Raw genomic sequence first — 18,235 nt, 5'->3', positions numbered from 1 at the left:
GATCGCGGTGCGCTGGGATGCAATCGGGCTCGGATGGGCATGGATTTGCGCTTATCCGATCTATCTCGCCTTCACCTGCTGGCGCTCCCTCCCCATAATCGGCGCGAGCTTCCCGCGAATGGCTGCGGCAATCGCACCGCCGCTCGCCGCGGCCACGGCGATGGCGGCGGCGGTGCTGCTGGTCGATGCGAAACTGCCCCCGCTTGCGCCCGGATTTCATCTGGCGGTGCTCGTCGCGGTGGGCGCGGCGATCTACGGCGGCGCGTTGCTGACCTTCGCGCGCGGCACGATCATCGAATTGGTTGCGTTGATTCGGCACTGATCCGCGCGCCGGCAGGCGCGATGGCGGTGACGCACTCGAAAAGACCGTCGAAAATGGCTGATTTCAGTGGTTGACGGGCGGGAGATATTTCAAAATACCCCCAATCATACCCCCAGATGCGCCGGTTGGGGGTGAACAATAGCGGCCAGATCGCAGCGGGGCGCCAGAACGACCACGGCGCCTTGAGCCATCGCGGCTATCTGCCCGCACCGATCTTGTGCAGGATTTGTTCGGTCACGCCACGGCCAGCGGCATCGCGCTTGACGGCCATGAGGAACAACAGGCCGCCGCCGCTCGTTTCTTCCGCCTTGCGGCCGATATTGTCTTTCTCGGCTGAATCCTCATCCAGCCTGCCCTTGTACTCGATCAGCAATTGCCGCCCGTCCTCCAGCTCGGCCACAAAGTCAGGGTAGAAATAGTCGGTCGACGTCGGCAGCCGATAGGCGCCATAGGTCCGATCGACGTTGCGCACCCAATGCTTGACCGCGCCCAGCCGGTCGATCGCCTGGGCGCATTCGAATTCGTCGCCCTGTGCCTTCAGGTCGCCGATCGCAGCATAATAATGCTTCTGGAAGCGGAAGCTGCCCTGATAGGGGTTTCGGGCATCATAACGGTTCGGATCGAAATAGTGCAGCATGGGGCCGGCGGCTTCAGGAACGCCCATACCGCCAAGGAATAGCTGAACGCCGCGCTTGCCCGTCTCCGCGCGCAGATGCGCCACGCGCGCCACGACAGCGCGCTTGAGCGCATATTTGCCGCGCACCAGCGCCGCCAGCGGAATGCCCCTGTCCTGCACCAGCGCGACGACAACGCGCCGGCAATATTCGAGATAGGTTTCCTGCCCCGTATGCGCCTGCCGCGTCTGCCGATCGAGAAAGCGGGCCAGCGCCGCCTCATTCCAGTTCGTCGCCCCGTCCAGCGCCAGTTCGAGCGTCGTCGCCACATGGCTGTAAACGAGGCGGTCGCCGTCGATATCGAATTCATAGCTGTCGGGCTGTTCGGTGACATTGAAGCCCGGCAGGTCCGCGCCTTGCGACAGCAAATCCCAGCCCGCCAGATCGATGAACGATTCAGGGTAAGCCAGATCGAGTTCGCCCTGCACGACGATTTGCAGTTGCGGCACGGCGAAGGGCACACCGCGCGCGGCCGGTGACTTCGCCGCTTCGGCCTGGACGATATGGCGCTCCACCGCCTCGCGCGCGCCGGGCGCGAGCGCTTCCATCGCCTTGCCGATCTCGCGCTTCACCTCGTCGCTGGCGCCGGAATCGATCACCGCCAGCACCGCGCCTTGCCCGTCATCGGCCATGCGCAGCGCCTGCCGCGCCGCGACACTCCAGCCGCTCGTATCGGGACGTTCCTGCACCGTCAGCCGCACCGGCTCGGGCGCGCGGTAGAGCGGTCCGATATCCCCGCCCTCCAGTGCGAATTGCTCGGGCATTTCCAGAATGGCCTCGCGCGCGCTGCGCTCGTCGAAGCCCATTTCGGTTAGCCGGTCCATCAAGCCGTTGGCCGCCGCCGCGAAGCTCGCTTCGGAAACATGGGCATAGGCCCGGTTCAACTCTTCGGAAGCGCGCCGGGTGGCAAAGGGCATTCGCAGCACGCGGCCCAGCAACTGTTCCACCGCGCCCGCCGCGCGGATGCTGGCGAGCGAGCAGAACACATAGGCATAGGAGCAATCCCACCCCTCTTTCAGCGCCTGCACGGTGATGACATGCTCCACCTTGCAGGCGGCATCGAACAGGTTGACGCCATCCAGCCCGCGCTGATCGCCGGTGGCGATCACGATCGCCTCTTCGGGAATGCGCTCCACCTCGATCAGATGCGCTTTCACCGCATCAACCGTGGCCTCGTTGCCTTCGGCGGCGGGCATCGCCTGATACAGCGTGATCGGGCGGATTCCCGCCGGGTCTTTCGCGGCGATGCCCGCGAGCCAGGCGCGGTTCTGCACGGCATGGGCGATCGCCTGTTGCCAGCTGCCATGCTGCGACAGATGCACCGGCATCTTGATCATGTCCTCCGCCTTCAATTCCATGGCGGTGGCGGCGGCGATGACATTGGAGCGCGGCTTGGGCGTCGCGGTCAATTCGATGATCGCCGACGGATTGAGCCGCGCTTTCGTGCCGCCCGACAGCCCGGTCATGAAATTGTGCGCCTCGTCGAGGATCATCAACGGCCGCTGGCGGTGCAACACATTGGCGAAGGACAGCGCGATTTCGCCCCGGCGTGGCCCCTTGTCCACCACGTCCAGCCCCTCGCCGGCGCGGGCGTCGCGGAAATGATCCTCCAGATTTTCGTCGTCGGCATAGACGTTGCGGTCAGACTTATCCTCCACCCGGAACGCCTGATAGGTGGCGACGATCACCACGGTCTTTTCCAGAAAATCGCGGGGCCGGATTTGCCGCCGCTCGGCAATGTCGAACACGGCCACCGCTCCGCCAAAGGCTTCCTCCAGCGCGATGCGATAGGGGTGGCGCGGCTGCTTGAGCGCGTCCAGCGTCTGCACCTGAATGGCGTTCGACGGCACCAGCCAGATCACCGGCACCACGGGCCGATCCATATAGGAGTCCGCCGCCACCTTGATCGCGTGCGCCGCCAGCAGCGTCTTGCCGCCGCCGGTGGGGAGGCGCAGACAGCAGTACGGCGTGCCCTCCAGCCCCTCCACCGGGGTATAGCCGCCCCGCGCATAACTGCCCAGATCGGCCCTGGCGATGGTTTCGGCATAGGCCTGCGCAGGCGATTTCACCCGCGCCGTGCTCAGAAATTGGCGCAGGGCCTCCAGCGCGCGGCGCTGATATCGCTTCAGTTCCATGTCAGCGCGCCTTCACGTCATAGGGGGTTTGCTTGAAGGTAACGCCTTCCGCTGCCAGCCGCGCTGCGCCGATGCGGCTCGCCTCGCCATAGATGGTCAGCGGCCCATCATGCCCGGCCAACTGACGGATCGACGCCAGCAAGGCGCCGGTCAGCACATTGCCGCCCGACACGCTCTTGTCGCCCAATATGCCGTTATAGAGCAGCGCAAAGCCGCGCCCGCCGTGATTGCCCAGGAAAGGACTGTCCGCCGCGCCCCGGTAGGGCAGGCCGGCTTCGGAAAACCACACATGCGCCGCCAGCGCGGGGAACTTGATGCCGGGGCGCAGACGGCCCTCGTCGTCGAACACTTCTTCGCCCAGCCGGTAAAAGGCAAAGCCGCCGCCGCCCTGCCAGTTCACCGCGCGGGAAATACCGCCCTGTTCGCCGTCGATCACCTTGACCATGCGCGGCGCGCAATGGGTGACGGCATGGTCGCCCATTTCCACGCCGATCCAGCGGCGGCCCATCTTGTGCGCGACGGCGGCGGTGGTGCCGGAGCCAAGGAAGGAGTCGAGCACGAGGTCGCCGGGGTTGGTGGCGATGTGGAGAATGCGTTCAATCAGGCGTTCGGGCTTTGGTGTTCCAAAGCGCTCGTCGGCGAACAAGGCAAGCCCTTCGATCATCGCCTCTTGCGTATGGCCGACGTCGTCGTAACTCCATACGCTTCTCGGCACGACGCGTCCTGCGGAGGATAAGAGCTTCTTGAAGCGGGGCACTGTTCCTCGGCCTTCTCGTCCCCAATAAACGAGATTGTTACGGACATTTTCTTCGTGCCGATCTTTACCAAACGCCCACACGCGTGTCCGTCGCGGCCAAATTTCCTCGCCGGTCGTGGGGTTGATGACGGCATAGTATAGGTTTGGACGCTCATCCGCTGTCTTTGCACACGTGTATGCAGTCGAGTTCCAAGGCCCGCGTGCATCGTTGTCGGGATTTGTATAGTTCCCCGCCTGAGTTGCCGTCATTGGCAAACGATTGGGCCGCCATTCTGACCCATCTCTCGCATAAACTATTACGTTTTCATGGTCGCCGCTGAACCAGATTGCATCATTCGCAGGAGAAACTTTCTTCTGCCAAGCCGCTGCGACGACAAAATTCCGTCGCCCAAACACTTCATCCATGACAACCTTGAGGTAATGTCCCTCATTGTCGTCAATCGATACCCAGATGCTGCCATCCTCGGCCAGCAGATCACGCAGCAATTCCAGCCGGGGATAGATCATCGCCAGCCATTGGGTGTGCTCCAGATTGTCGTCATAATGTTCGAAGGCGCTGCGGGTGTTGTAGGGCGGATCGATATAGATGCATTTCACCCGCCCCTTGTAATAGGGCAGCAGCGCCTTCAGCGCGTCCAGATTGTCGCCCTGAATCAGCATGTTTCCAGCCGCCGGATCACCATGCGACAGCGCCGGGTCCGCCTCCAGCAGCCGATAAGGCACGACGCCCGCGCGCTTCAGATCATCGTCGCGCGTCAACCACGTCAAACTCGGCATTCAGGCACTCCCCGCTGATCGCCACGACCTAGCAGCGCGCGTGGCCGGACGCCAAGGGGCGTGCGCCTCGGCAACGCCGACGCGAAGCCAGGGCCTATGGCATCCCCACCATGCCCGGATAGGGTTCGTCACCACCATAAACGATATGCAGATCCGGCCTTTCGCCGCGTACCAGATCGGCAATCTGGCGCCCGATCCTATCGTGCAGGTCGAACAGGAAGCGCGGTTCCTCGTGCTCGACCTGCCAGCCCAGTTCCTCATAATGCGCCTGCCATGCGCGAAGCGCGAGGCACAGCGCAGGCGACAATCCCAGCGCTTCAGGCTCAAGAGCGCTCCCGCCCCTCGTCCAGAGGCCATCGGCCATGAAATCGCAATCGACGCGCACGAAATTGTCCATGCCCCCTCCCTATCTCGACGAGCACCATAAACGACCCCGCACCGGCGCAGCCGCCCCGTTAATCGAAAGCCGAAACAGCGTATTTCCTCCCACATAATAATGCAGTCGATAAGGCACGGCGCGCGCTTCAGATCATTGTCGGGCGTCAACCATGTCAAACTCGACATTCAGGCATTCCCCGCCGATCGGGGCAGGCCCAGAAGCGGGCGCGGCCGGACGGCAAAGAGGCTACCGCCCACTACTCCCGGCAACCGCCGACGCCAGAAGTCCCGCCTCGATCATGATCCTTCCCGCTCGATCGAGGCACCCTCGTCACGTCATGGAAAAACGACCCAAACCAAAATCGCAAGGCATAAAGACTCAGGTAAAACTTTCACGCGGCGCGCTGCCGCACCGCATACGCCGTCTAACCGTCAGGAGGACCCGAAGGGGGGGAACGGGGGGATGCGAGGTCGATAAGCCAGCAGATTTCTGCGTGAGTATCCCCGGCGGTCACTGACAAAACCGACAAAACCTGTCCGGGAGCGGTTTCGTCAGTTTTGTCGGCTCCTCGCCTAAGCATTTTCGTCCCCGCCACCGCGCTGTCCGGCATAGGAACGGGTCAGCGCCCTGGAGTTCGGACGGTAGAGCTTGGACGGCCTGCCGCCCCCCGGTCCCGCATCCGGCGTGTCGCTCGTCAGCCAGTCCGCGTCGCAAAGCGCCTTTAGCCCGGCTTCCACCCGCTCCTTTTGGGCTAGCCCGCTCCAGCCCTTGCGCTGTATGTCCCGCGCGGTGAACGGCCGGGGCAGGTGGCCCCGCGTCACCCGCCGCCATATCGCACGTGCGGCACTGGCATTATCGAGCGACAAGGCCCCGTAGGCGCGCCGGGCATGGCTTTCGAGATAGTCGCCCCAGCGCACCGCCATGTCCAGCGCGTCACGACTGACCGGCCCCGCCGCGTCACTGGCGATATGACACAGCAGGGCGAGCCGGGGCACAAGCCCGCGATATTTGGCAAGGTGCGCCATCAGCGCCGGCTCCAGATCGCCGCCGCGCAGCTTCTGTTCCAGCCCTTCTATCCATCGCGAAAACAGCGTCTGCGCGTCTGGTGCGAAACGAAGGAACGGGAAATGCCCCGGCCCTGCCGTATCATCCCACTCCGCGCGCAACTCCTGCGTATCGAGGTCGGCAATATCGCGGTGGAAACGCCATGCCACCTGCCTCGCCGCGCTCAATGCCGCACGGTCGCATTCGACATAGGCGCCGGCGAAATCAGGCCACGCAAGCAATTGCAGGCGCTGCACCATGCCATCGTTGAAGCGTTGCAGGCTGTCCGCCATGTAACGAGCAAGCCGGTCAGGCTGCGTGGTGCCGAACAACGAGATATTCACCGCCGGGATGCGGATCGTCCCCCGCGCGATGCGATCGAAGGTGTAGCTTTCGCTTCCGTTCCAGCCGCTCAGGAAAAAGCCGCGCGCGCTGGCCCGTTCCTCGCGATCCAGATCGGCGAACAGACTTAGCAACTCATCACGATGCACCATCACGCCCAGCGGATTTGCGGCGCATATCTCGCCCAGCTTTTCCGCCGTGGCGTCGCTCGTGAGAAAACGCCGCTCGGTCGGGGCATCGGGAGCGGGAGCCGTCCGCATCGCGGCCATGGCGTCACCGCCCGCCTTGATAGCCTTGCGGGCCGCGCTCTCCGCTACCTCGCTGGCCAGCTTGTGCACACGCTTGGCCAACTCATGCTCCGCCATCGCTGCCGCGTTCGCTTGTGCCGCTCCGCTTTCCAGCGCCCTCAACGGCCCCAAGGCTTCGGATGCGGCCGGGCTTTTCTTTGCTCCGGGCGGCGCGACTACACACCCCCAGAGGTTCCCGGCCTCCTGCCAGTCGGTATGTTGTTGCGGACGGATGCCGACGCGGCGGCCGATTAGGCCGCCGGCAGCGACAAGCGCGGGGATCGCCACCATGTCGAGCGGAACATTCATGCGCTCGGCAATGTCGCCAAGCCACGGCCCCAGCGCAGTGGGGAGCATATCGACACAGCACGGCGCGACAGGGAGCAACTCATCCCCCAGCGGCGAAGGTTCCGGCCAATCGCGATCCAGATCGTCAACGACATAGGGCATGGTCGGACGATCGAGGGAGAACCGCCCACTCACTGACGGTCTCCACCAAATACGAGCACGGCGATCATCGCGGCCAGTTCCGGCGGAACTCGGTGCGCCGCGATCAGGAATTGCGCCTGAATGGCGCGAGGATTAAGAGAGTCACGGAAGCAGCCGCCACAGCTATTCCGCGACGCCCCGCCATCGCGCGGGGTTTCGCTTTTATGGGGCATGGCTCACGCCTCCCCATCAACCAGGGCGCGAACGCTCGCAGTCTTGACCAGCGTGCGCTTGCCGATTTTCAGGATTTCGAGCCGGCCGACGCGGATCAATTCATATATCTTGGTGCGCCCAAGCCCGAGCGTCCGACAAGCTTCGTTCACGGTGATGGTTAGGGGTTCCACTGGTTATCTCCTGCGCCCCGAAACTTGAGCGCGACGAGAAAATCAGGGCCGCACTTGCATGGCGCGGTTCACTATTGAGCGCAGAAAATCGCGATTGTCCTTGGAGAAAAATGGAGACCTGCGCGGCGAGTATTATTTCTCCAATCCTTTTGTCGCACCATATTTGCGCTCAAGTCGCCGGGCTGTTGAATCACCTGCCTTCGATCCAGCCGCGTTTGGTGCCACCATTATTGCCGCAGCGTAGACGCTCGTCGCTTCGCCGCGTTTGATTAGGCCGTGCATTTCCTCGATCGCCGCAGCATCGTCTATGCCATTCCCGGCCGGCCGCCCCCGCGGTTTGGGTGCCGGGAACAGCTTTTTGACCTTGTAGCTCGAGAATAGCAGGGTCTGCGCATTCTCGCTGTTGATCGGACCTAATGACTGCTGGCCCAGTTCGATCAACTCGCCAACGCGCAGCTTGGCATTGAGCTTGCCAAGCCCATCATCAATACAACTGCAATAGCTATCTTGTCCCGCATCGCATCGACAATGCCGGTGTGCAATTTCCCAACCTAGGCAAGCCTCGACATTGCGCGCATGGAGCAACGATCGTCCGCCATGTCGATCAATGAAATCGATCGGGCCGGCCAACCGGGCAACCACTGCCAGATTATTGGTCGCGATCCATGCAACCGTTTGCCAGCCATTCCAACGCCCGGCATCCATGGCCTGCGCACCCGCATGGTCCCAAAGCCAGCGGATAAGTTCCGCCGCCTCACCATCGCCGGCGGGACTAACCGCGCCGAACGCCAATGCATGACAAGTTTCGACTGACACGCGCTGCCCATTGAGTTGCTCGATCAATTGTGACGACTGGGGGGCTTCCGGATAGCTGGCGATTGGCGGGTTTTTGCCTTCAGCTATAACTTTGACCATGCGCGCGCGCTCCTCATCGTCTCCGACGGAAAAATGCGGAGAAGCGTGCTGGAGCGTCGTGCTTATCGGCTGGCCAGCCTATCCCCGGCCCAACAGTCTGGACGAAGGCGGCCAACTGCGCAACGGCGCGCCCTCTGACAAATGGTATGGCGAAAACAACGAAGGTCTTCGCGGAGCCGAGTGTTCACGCTCCCACTCGCTTCGAAAACCGCACCACGTCCGCCCCCTTGCGCAACACGTCGAGATAATCGCTCCACCATTGCGCCATCTCAACGCGCTCTTTCCAATGCGCCCCGCGATGATAGGCCGCGCGCACCTTGTCATCGTCGCCGTGAGCAAGCGCCCTCTCGATCGCGTCGGGATGCCACTTGCCGCTTTCATTCAGCAACGTGCTCGCCATGGCGCGAAATCCATGCGCGGTCATTTCATCGCCGGAAAATCCAAGCCGCCGCAGCCCCGCGTTCACGGTGTTTTCGCTCATCGGGCGAGTGCGGGTGCGGATTGACGGAAAGACGAAGCCTACTGGGCCGGTGATCGGTAGCAATTCGCGAAACAGGGCCACCGACTGCCGCGACAGGGGCACAAGGTGCGCCTTGCGCATCTTCATCTTTCCGCCGGAATCGTCCACAGCGCCGCGTCCAGATCAATCTCACCCCATTCCGCGTGGCGCAATTCGCCAGGGCGCACGAACACGTAGGGCGAAAGCTGCATGGCCAGCTTGGTAATCCCCATGCCTTCGTAGGCATCGATCGCGCGGAGCAGTTCTCCGGCGCGCTTGGCGTCCACGATCGCCCCGTAGTGCTTCGGTTGCGGCGCGGTCAGCGCGCCACGCAGATCGCGCGTGGGGTCGGACGCCAGCCGGGCGGTCGCCACCGCGTAACGGAACACGCGCCCCGCAAGCTGCAACACGCGCCGCGCGGTTTCGTAATTGCCGGTGTTCTCGATCCTGCGCAGTACTGCCAACAATTCCGGTGCGGTGATGTCGGCAATAGGCACGCGGGCAATCGCCGTGCCCATGCGGGAAATATAATATTCGCTCTTGTCGGCGGTTGACGTGGAAAGGCCTTCGCGGCGGCGCTTGACGATGAACTCCTGCGCTATTTCGCCAAAGGTGTTGCCGGCGCTGACTTTAGCCCGGTGTTTGGCAAGTTGCTTTTCCCGCGCCGGGTCAGTCCCACCGGCCAGCGCCTCGCGCGCCTTGTCGCGCTCCTTTCGTGCCGCTGCCAGACCGACTTCCGGCCAACTACCCAACGACAGCAGCTTTTCTTTGCCCGCGACGCGGAACTTGACGCGCCAGAGCTTCCCGCCGGCCGGAGACACCAACAGGAAGAGCCCCCCGCTATCGCCGAGCTTGTATGCCCTGTCCTTCGGCTTCGCGTTGCGAATCGTCAGTTCGGTCAGCGCCATGAGAGTATCCCATGCAACGTGGGGGTATTTTATCAGAGGGTTTCGAAATACCCCCAGACACACCCCCAAATTAGACCGGCCGTCAGCGAACGGGATCGAACGCAAGCGGCCTAGCCGTGCTAAAATATGCGAGATTTCCGGGGATTGTCTAGCCGAGAACGAACGTAGCCGGACAACAAAATGGTGGGCGGTGACGGGCTCGAACCGCCGACCCTCTCGGTGTAAACGAGATGCTCTACCAACTGAGCTAACCGCCCTTGCGGTGACGCCGATGGCAGAGCCCGCGCCTTATCGCAAGCGTTCAGACGAGCGGAAGCGCCATTGCCCGCGCCATCCCGACATAAGCGTGCATTCCGTCGAGCGCGGTTTTGCTCAATCCCATGAACGCGCGGCGGCGATCGAACGGATCGGCGCGACGCTCGAACAGGCCCGCGTCGCTCATCCGGCCGATCCAGCGCAGCGCGGTGGTCGGCGGCACGGCGGCGGCGATGCACAGGCTTGATACCGATACATCGGCGCGCTCCAGATGCGCGGCGAACAGATCGAGCATCATGTCCCACGCCGGATCCTCGAACAGCCCCTTGCCGAACTGCTTGTCGCGCAAACGCCGCGCGCGGATGACCTGACGAAGCTCCGTAGGATCGATCGCGATCGGCGCCTCGACGCGTGCGGCGAATGAGGGGCGTACATCGGCAACCGAATCGCGCGGGGTGATCGGCCCCTGCGGCCGGCTCAGTCGGGCCAGCACGTCCGCGATGCGCGCAACCTCTTCGTTGAGGCGGGAAAGCCGCGCGGCCTCGCTCTCCGCGATATGATCGTGCACCGTCGCGCCATTGACCGCGCGCCACACCGAAACCGTGGCGGCCCAATCGCCCGGCTCGGGATCGCACAACAACTCGACCCGGCGACCGATCAGCCCTGCGCCGGCGATATCGAGCTGGTGGAGGCTCAGCCCGGCGACGATGGCGAGATCGCGCCCCGTGGCGATGCCGTCGATCCGGTAAAGCGTCGCGGCGAGCCGCTCATCATCCACATCGCGTGCATCGAGCAGGAGCAGCGGCGCCGTCGCGGTCGCTTCAAGATGGTCCAGCGCGTCGTCCCACCCGACGCTGGCGAGCACGCGGCCGCCCGCCACCTCTACCGCCTCGCGCAACGGACACTCGCGGGAAAATCGCGGCGTCGCGACGATCAGCGCACCGAACCGCGCCTGGCTTTCGGCGGCTTCCGTCATCTCGTGAAACATCCCGGCTCTCCGATCAGCAGTGATCGGCAGCAAATTACGCAAACAACCGAAATGGCGCAGCGTATTCATCTCCATTTCGGATCATGGGTGCCGCGCACAAAGCACGGCTCCCTCCAAAATGGATGTATCGCCCGAACGTCAGTCGAGCGACTTGACGATTTCCTCGACCATTTTCTTGGCATCGGCGAGCAACATCATGGTGTTATCCATGTAGAAGACGTCGTTGTCGACGCCGGCATAGCCGACACCGCCCATCGAGCGCTTCACGAACAACACGGTCTTCGCCTTCTCCACATCGAGCACGGGCATGCCGTAGATCGGCGATGTCTTGTCGGTCTTGGCCGCGGGATTGGTCACGTCGTTCGCGCCGATCACGAAGGCGACATCGGTCTGCGCGAATTCGGAGTTGATATCCTCCAGCTCGAACACCTCGTCATACGGCACGTTCGCTTCGGCGAGCAGCACGTTCATATGCCCCGGCATACGCCCCGCGACCGGGTGGATCGCATATTTGACACGGACGCCATGCTCCTTGAGCTTGTCGCCCATCTCGCGCAGCGCGTGCTGCGCCTGCGCCACCGCCATCCCGTAGCCGGGGACGATGATGACCTGTTCCGCCTGCGACATAAGGAACGCCGCGTCTTCCGCCGAACCGCGCTTCCACGGCCGGTCGACCTTGGCCGCGCCACCACTGATCGCAGCTTCCGCGCCGAACCCGCCGGCGATCACACTGATGAAGCTGCGGTTCATCGCACGGCACATGATGTAGCTCAGGATCGCACCCGACGAACCGACCAGCGCGCCGGTGATGATCATCGCGGTGTTGTGGAGCGTGAAGCCCATCGCCGCCGCCGCCCAGCCGGAATAGCTGTTCAGCATCGACACCACGACCGGCATGTCCGCCCCGCCGATCGGGATGATCAGCAGGAAACCGATCGCGAAGCTGAGCGCGGTCACCGTCCAGAACACCCATGGCGCCTGATCCTGCGTGAAATAGGCGATCAGGATGAGGATGCCGACCAGCACACCGAGATTGAGCACATGGCGCGCCGGCAGCATGATCGGCGCACCGCTCATATTGCCGTTCAGCTTGGCAAAGGCGATGACCGAGCCGGAGAAGGTGATCGCGCCGATCGCGACGCCGAGGCCCATTTCGATCCGGCTGACCGTCAGAATCTCTCCGGCGGCATCGACGATGCCGAACGCGGCCGGGTTGAGATAGGCGGCACAGGCAACCAGCACGGCGGCCATGCCGACGAGGCTGTGGAACGCCGCGACAAGCTGCGGCATCGCGGTCATCGCGATCTTGCGCGCGGTGGTGAGGCCGATCGCGGCGCCCACGCCAATCGCGGCGAGGATTTCCAGCAGGGCGACCGGATCGAGATCCAGCCCGGCGATCGCCTTATGCGCACGGATATCGAGCGACGCGCCAAGGCCGTGGGTGATGAGCGTCGTCACCACCGCAATGCCCATGCCGATCATGCCGAAGCGGTTGCCGCGCTGGCTGGAGACTGGGCTGGAAAGGCCGCGCAACGCGAGAATGAAGCACACGCCGGCAATCAGATAGGCCAATGCCGCCCAGGGATTTACCGCGACGTGTTCCATTCCATTCCCCCAAAACGTCGCCCCGACGAATGCCGGGGTCTTTTCCGCTCACCTACCCTCACGGTACGCGAACCCGGCATTTGCCGGGATAACGGCTTAGTGCTTGGCCGCTGCCGGCCGGTCTTTTTTCTTGTACATCGCCAGCATCCGCGCGGTGACCGCGAAGCCGCCGAAGATGTTGACGCTCGCCAGCGCCACCGCGACCAGCCCGAGCCATTTCGAGCTTGCGCTCCCGGCGGCGGCTGACGCGATCAGTGCGCCGACGATGATCACCGAGGAAATCGCGTTGGTCACCGCCATCAACGGGGTATGCAGCGCCGGTGTGACCGACCACACCACATAATAGCCGACGAAACACGCCAGCACGAAGATCGACAGGATCGCGATAAAGTCCACGGTTCAGCCCCTCACCTTGCGCTCTGCCCGCGCGACGATATCCGCCGCGCATCGCGCGATCTGCGCCTCGCGGCACGAACCGTTGATCGATCCCAGCCGCTGCGACGACAGATTGCTGCCCGGCTCCACCAGATCGACCATGTAATCGAAGCGATCACCCTTTGCCGTGACGTTGCCGAGGATCACCAGCGACAGCCCCGTCCGATCGTCGCCACCCGCCGGTCGCAGCCGCTTCGCGGTCGCCAGGCTCTCGATCAATGCATCGGACAATTTCTGCGTCAGCGCGTCATCGCCGGTCGCGCGGACGTCGACCGGCCGGCGCTCCGCCGGCTGCGACGTACCCACCGCGAGCAGCAGCAGCCACGCAGCGATCATCCGAGCAGCCTCGCGTTGACGACCTTGCCATCCTTCGTCAGCCGCACCGCATCGCCGATTTCCTCGTCGAGCACCGGGCCGCCCTGTTCCTTGTCCCAGAAGGCGGACAGGAAATTATAAAGGTTGCGCGAGAACAGCGCCGACGCATCCGCCGCGAGCCGCGACGGCACGTTGCGATGTCCAACGATCTTCACGCCATGCCGCTCGACCACCTGACCGGCGACCGAACCTTCGACATTGCCGCCCTGTTCAACCGCGAGATCGACGATCACGCTGCCGGGCTTCATCGTCGCGATCTGCGCATCGCTGATCAGGCGGGGCGCCGCGCGACCGGGGATCAGCGCGGTGGTGATGACGATATCCTGCTTGGCGATGTGCGACGATACCAGCTCGGCCTGCGCCTTCTGATATTCCTCGCTCATTTCGGTGGCATAACCGCCCGAACCCTCGCCCTCGATGCCAGCGACATTCTCCACGAAGATCGGCTTGGCGCCGAGCGACAGGATCTGCTCCTTGGTCGCCGAACGCACGTCGGTCGCGGAAACCTGTGCGCCGAGCCGGCGTGCGGTGGCGATCGCCTGAAGTCCGGCGACGCCGACGCCCATGACGAAACATTTCGCCGCGGTGATCGTCCCCGCCGCCGTCATCATCATCGGAAAGGCGCGGCCATATTCCGCCGCCGCGTCCAGCACCGATTTGTATCCGGAGAGATTCGATTGAGACGACAGGATATCCATCGACTGCGCGCGCGTGATGCGCGGCATGAATTCCATCGCCAGCGCCTCGATCCCGGCCGCGGCATAGGCATCGACGCGCGCCCGCTCCCCAAACGGGTTGAGCCCGGCAACGAGCCACACGCCCGGCTTCGCGCCGGCCAGCGTCGCCGGATCGGGCCCCTGCACACCAAGCAGAATATCCGCGCCGGCGATAACGCTGGCGCGATCGCCAAGCGTCGCGCCGGCATCGGCATAGCCCTGATCGGCGATATCGGCGGCGCTCCCCGCGCCATGTTCGACGGCGAGATTCGCGCCGAGCGCGATGAATTTGCGGACTGTTTCGGGCGAAGCGGCAACACGCCTTTCGCCATCCACGGTTTCCTTAAGGACGGCGATCTTCATACAGATCAGCGGTGGATCAGCCAGATGACCAATGCGGCGATCAACGCCACGCCGACCGAGCCCCATTTCAGCAGGCCCATGACGCTTTGATAGGTCGCCACATGCGCCTTCATTTCGGACTTTTCGGCCATTGCGTCCTCCCGCTCCCCCTGATTCGTCCCGCTCCTTATCGACGCTTCGATCAGGCCTCAAGCCCGGAGGCCGTTCATCACGGGTGCTTAAGCCGGCTTTTACCCATCTGGCCTATTTGCCGATTCTGTCCCCGCCGTATCGGAATGGAACAAAAAGAATGACGCGCAACGGGCAGCGGTTGCTGATGCTGATAGATGATGAACCGGGCCAGCGCCGGCTGGTGGCAGCACTCGCTGCGCGTGGCGGGTGGCGCACCGTGTTCGCGGACGACGCCGAGATGGCGATCGCGACCCTCGGCACTCAGGACGGGATGCAACTCGACGCGGTCGTGCTCGATCACCGGGGCGCGGATGATATCGCGAGCGCGCTGATCGGGGAATTGCGCGCACGCCGTCCTGCGCTGCCAGTGCTGGTAACCGCCTCCGACGGATCGGTTTCACACGCTGTCGCCGCGATGCGCGCCGGCGCTACCGACTTTCTGGTCAAGCCGCTCGCGCCCGAACGGCTGCTCGCCGCGCTTGAAGCGGCCGTCGCGGGAACCGAGGCGGGCGAACTCCGCCCGCTCACCGAAAAGATTCCGGCGCTGCTGGGCTTCGACGAAATCGTCGGATCAGCCCCCGATTTCCGGGCCGCGCTGGCGATCGCCGCCAAGGCGGCGCGTGCGCGGGTGGCGGTGCTGATCGACGGCGAAAGCGGGGTCGGCAAGGAAGTCGTGGCGGACGCGATCCATGCGGCGTCTCCGCGCGGACGCAAGCCGATGATTACCGTGGATTGCGGCGCGATCCCGGCAAATCTCATCGAAAGTGAGTTGTTCGGGCATGAGCGCGGGGCCTTTACCGGGGCGTTCGAGCGCAAGGTCGGCAAATTCGTCGACGCCGATGGCGGCACGATCTTCCTCGATGAGATCGGCGAGATGCCGCTCGAGGCGCAGGTGAAGCTGCTGCGCGTGCTGCAATCGAGCGAGTTGCAGCCGATCGGCGCGCGCCACGCCCGCGAGGTCGACGTCCGCGTGATCGCGGCGACCAACAAGAAACTGAGCGAGGAGGTGGAGGCCGGACGCTTCCGCGAGGATCTCTATTACCGGCTCAACGTGGTGCAGGTGACGATCCCGCCGTTGCGCGATCGCACCGGCGATATTCCCGCGCTTGCCAGGCATCTGCTCGCGCGCATCGCCCGCCAGCCGGGGCTGCGCCAGCTCGGCATTACCGACGACGCACTCGCGTTGCTGATCGAATATGACTGGCCGGGCAACGTCCGCCAGCTCCAGAACGCACTGTTTCGCGCCGCCGTATTGTGTGACGGCGACGCGCTGACACGCGGCGACTTTCCCCAGATTGCCGCACTGGCCGCGCGGCGCGATGCCGTGCCGAGCACGCAGCGGATGGCGACATCCGGCGGCGTGACCTTGTTCAGCGCCGACGGCCATCTGCGCCCGCTGGAGGAAATCGAGGCGGATGTTATCCGGCTCGCGATCGGCCATTATCGCGGACGCATGACCGAAGTGGCCCGCCGGCTCGGCATCGGCCGCTCGACGCTCTATCGCAAGCTGGTGGAACTGGGCATCGACAACGCGGCGTAGCGGCGAAAATCGCGCGCTTTATATCCGGCACTCTCCCGGCGGGAATCGCCAAGAGCCGGACTCGCCCTACCCGTTGCTACGGGTATCAGGCTCCTATTCGCATCCCTTGTGACAGCGCCTCGCGCCCCTAAGCCAATTGGTCGATCCAGCCCGGCAAGTCCGCCAGGCGCTGTCACAAGGGATGCGAAGCGCGCGCGGTCTTCGGGTGGCGCGGCCGCCTCATGCACCCATCCGCCGGGTTGTGGGATGAATGCCGCCCATGCGCCGGCAGCGAGCGCGGGCAGCACATCCGAACGCATCGAATCGCCCGCCATCACGCACCGTTCCGGCCGCGCGCCATGTCGCTCGAACAGGCGACGGAAGGTCTCCGACGTCTTGTCGCTGACGATCTCGATCGCTGAGAAGCGGCTGCCCAGCCCGGAGGCGGCAAGCTTCATCTCCTGGTGCAGCAGATCCCCCTTGGTCACCAGCACCAGCCGGCCGCGATCGGCGAGTTCGGCCAGCGTCTCCTCGATCCCGTCAAACAGTTCAACCGGGTGGCCGAGCAACGTGCGCCCGGCGGCGAGAATCTCACGCACCGCGGATAACGGGAGCACGTCGCCGCCCAACTCGAGCGCCGCCTCGATCATCGATAACGTAAAGCTCTTGGCGCCATAGCCATAGAGCGCGAGGTTGCGCAGCTCGACCGCGGCCATCGTCTCACGCGCGATTCCGGCTTCGGCAAAAGGGGCGAGCATCGCCACCAGCGCCTCCTCGGCGGCGGCGAAGAAGCGCATGTTGTGCCACAGGGTGTCATCGGCATCGAGGCAGATCAGATCGACCGGCATGGCGCCATCAACCGACGAGCGCCCGATCACGCAAGCCGCGCCAGACGCGCAACGCCTGCACCGTTTCGGCGACATCGTGAACGCGCAGAATCTGCACCCCGGCGTCCGCCCCCTTCACCGCCAGCGCGATCGAGCCGCCGAGGCGCTCGCCCACCGGCGCTTCGTTCGACAGCGCGCCGATCATCCGCTTGCGGCTCACCCCCAACATGATCGGGCAGCCGAGCCCGTGGAACAGCGCAAGATTGTTGATCAGCGCCAGATTGTCCGCGAGCGATTTGCCGAAGCCGATCCCGGGATCGACCATGATCCGCGCGCGATCGACGCCGGCATCGACCGCCGCATCGACCCGCGCCTCCAGCCAATCGAACACCTCGCCCACCACATCGCCGTAACCGCTGCCGCCGTGCGGCCCCGTCTTGGGATCTGGCGAATGCATCAGGATCACCGGGCAACCCGCGCGCGCCACCACGGCGGCGGAGCGTTCGTCCCACAACAGGGCCGACACGTCGTTGACGATCCGCGCGCCGGCGGCGAGCGCCGCCTCCATCACGACCGCCTTGCGCGTGTCGACCGAAACCAGCGCGCCGGCCGCCGCGAGCCGCTCCGCCACGGGGGTGACGCGCTTCGCCTCGTCGCCCTCCCACACCAGCGGCGCGCCGGGGCGGGTCGATTCACCACCAAGATCGATCAGCGCCGCGCCGGCCGCGAGCATATCGACGCCGGCCGCCGTCGCGCCCGCCACATCGTCGACATGCGCGCCGCCATCGGAGAAGCTGTCAGTCGTAACGTTGAGGATGCCGGCGACGAGCGGCTGATCGAACCGCAACACCCGCTCGCCGAGCGCCAGCGCGGGACGAGGCGTGGTGATGCGTTCGTGGAGCAATGTTGCGCGTTCGCCAAACGCCGCGATATCGGTGACCGGCACGACATAGCGCGCCGCGCCGTCGCGCACCTCATACGCGCCGAACCACATCATGCCCCCGGCGAGCCGCGCGACGCTGCCCTCCGGCAGGCCCACTGGCGTGCCGACGAAATGGATCGGGCGAATCTGGAGGCTGCTCAATTCACGTCACCCCGAACTGGTCGCC

The 18,235-nt window shown here is 64.4% G+C and carries 15 protein-coding genes, 1 tRNA gene and 2 pseudogenes (1 of these 18 only partly in view); 2 read left to right on the top strand and 16 right to left on the bottom strand.

The annotated features are described in order from the left end of the window. A protein-coding gene (locus tag P0Y64_08155; GenBank protein WEK44742.1) for a lipopolysaccharide biosynthesis protein crosses the window boundary here: on the top strand, positions 1-322 show its 3' portion. 1,145 nt of this gene lie to the left of the window's left edge; 322 of the gene's 1,467 nt are visible here — the last part of the coding sequence; its start codon lies beyond the left edge, outside the window; its stop codon occupies positions 320-322. 196 nt (positions 323-518) lie between these two features. On the opposite strand, the gene P0Y64_08150 is transcribed toward P0Y64_08155, so the two are convergent. From P0Y64_08150 to P0Y64_08085, 14 genes and pseudogenes are all read right to left on the bottom strand, one after another. Then, a complete protein-coding gene (locus tag P0Y64_08150) occupies positions 519-3,131 on the bottom strand; it encodes a DEAD/DEAH box helicase family protein (GenBank protein WEK44741.1) in 2,613 nt (870 codons plus the stop codon). Between the two features lies 1 nt (position 3,132). After that, positions 3,133-4,548, bottom strand: coding sequence for a site-specific DNA-methyltransferase (locus tag P0Y64_08145; protein WEK44740.1), 1,416 nt, complete (start codon positions 4,546-4,548; stop codon positions 3,133-3,135). A gap of 211 nt (positions 4,549-4,759) precedes the next feature. Beyond that, positions 4,760-5,062, bottom strand: a complete 303-nt coding sequence (locus P0Y64_08140; protein WEK44739.1) for a hypothetical protein — start codon at positions 5,060-5,062, stop codon at positions 4,760-4,762. Between the two features lie 554 nt (positions 5,063-5,616). Beyond that, positions 5,617-7,200 (bottom strand): YfjI family protein, encoded by a 1,584-nt coding sequence (locus tag P0Y64_08135; GenBank protein ID WEK44738.1) that lies wholly within the window; start codon positions 7,198-7,200, stop codon positions 5,617-5,619. 182 nt (positions 7,201-7,382) lie between these two features. Further along, positions 7,383-7,550, bottom strand: coding sequence for a helix-turn-helix domain-containing protein (locus P0Y64_08130; protein ID WEK44737.1), 168 nt, complete (start codon positions 7,548-7,550; stop codon positions 7,383-7,385). A gap of 132 nt (positions 7,551-7,682) precedes the next feature. After that, positions 7,683-8,465: a hypothetical protein gene (locus P0Y64_08125; protein WEK44736.1), complete on the bottom strand. Its 783-nt coding sequence runs from the start codon at positions 8,463-8,465 to the stop codon at positions 7,683-7,685. 184 nt (positions 8,466-8,649) lie between these two features. Further along, positions 8,650-9,872, bottom strand: a pseudogene (locus tag P0Y64_08120) (integrase arm-type DNA-binding domain-containing protein). A 181-nt stretch (positions 9,873-10,053) separates the two neighbouring features. After that, positions 10,054-10,129 (bottom strand) — tRNA-Val (locus tag P0Y64_08115). Positions 10,130-10,173: 44 nt separating this feature from the next. Beyond that, positions 10,174-11,190: a hypothetical protein gene (locus tag P0Y64_08110; protein WEK44735.1), complete on the bottom strand. Its 1,017-nt coding sequence runs from the start codon at positions 11,188-11,190 to the stop codon at positions 10,174-10,176. Positions 11,191-11,253: 63 nt separating this feature from the next. Continuing rightward, on the bottom strand, positions 11,254-12,720 hold the full coding sequence (locus P0Y64_08105) for an NAD(P)(+) transhydrogenase (Re/Si-specific) subunit beta (protein ID WEK44734.1): 1,467 nt from the start codon (positions 12,718-12,720) through the stop codon (positions 11,254-11,256). A gap of 96 nt (positions 12,721-12,816) precedes the next feature. Further along, positions 12,817-13,116: an NAD(P) transhydrogenase subunit alpha gene (locus P0Y64_08100; GenBank protein WEK44733.1), complete on the bottom strand. Its 300-nt coding sequence runs from the start codon at positions 13,114-13,116 to the stop codon at positions 12,817-12,819. 3 nt (positions 13,117-13,119) lie between these two features. Then, positions 13,120-13,491, bottom strand: coding sequence for a hypothetical protein (locus P0Y64_08095; protein ID WEK44732.1), 372 nt, complete (start codon positions 13,489-13,491; stop codon positions 13,120-13,122). Next, on the bottom strand, positions 13,488-14,609 hold the full coding sequence (locus P0Y64_08090) for an NAD(P) transhydrogenase subunit alpha (protein WEK44731.1): 1,122 nt from the start codon (positions 14,607-14,609) through the stop codon (positions 13,488-13,490). Before P0Y64_08090 ends, P0Y64_08095 begins: the two co-directional genes overlap by 4 nt. A gap of 5 nt (positions 14,610-14,614) precedes the next feature. Next, positions 14,615-14,740: an aa3-type cytochrome c oxidase subunit IV gene (locus P0Y64_08085; GenBank protein WEK44730.1), complete on the bottom strand. Its 126-nt coding sequence runs from the start codon at positions 14,738-14,740 to the stop codon at positions 14,615-14,617. Positions 14,741-14,898: 158 nt separating this feature from the next. Between P0Y64_08085 and P0Y64_08080 the strand changes: the two genes are divergently transcribed. Further along, on the top strand, positions 14,899-16,320 hold the full coding sequence (locus P0Y64_08080; protein ID WEK44729.1) for a sigma-54 dependent transcriptional regulator: 1,422 nt from the start codon (positions 14,899-14,901) through the stop codon (positions 16,318-16,320). A gap of 127 nt (positions 16,321-16,447) precedes the next feature. Here the strand turns inward: P0Y64_08080 and P0Y64_08075 are convergent. Next, positions 16,448-17,147: pseudogene (locus P0Y64_08075) on the bottom strand (HAD family hydrolase). 7 nt (positions 17,148-17,154) lie between these two features. Next, entirely contained in the window at positions 17,155-18,210 is a 1,056-nt protein-coding gene (folP, locus tag P0Y64_08070; protein ID WEK44728.1) for a dihydropteroate synthase, read from the bottom strand. Positions 18,211-18,235: the final 25 nt, after the last annotated feature.

Source organism: Candidatus Sphingomonas colombiensis, assembly GCA_029202845.1.
Classification (GTDB): domain Bacteria; phylum Pseudomonadota; class Alphaproteobacteria; order Sphingomonadales; family Sphingomonadaceae; genus Sphingomonas; species Sphingomonas colombiensis.
Note: the sequence above shows the minus strand (reverse complement) of the source record. Positions and strands in the feature narration are given on the sequence as shown.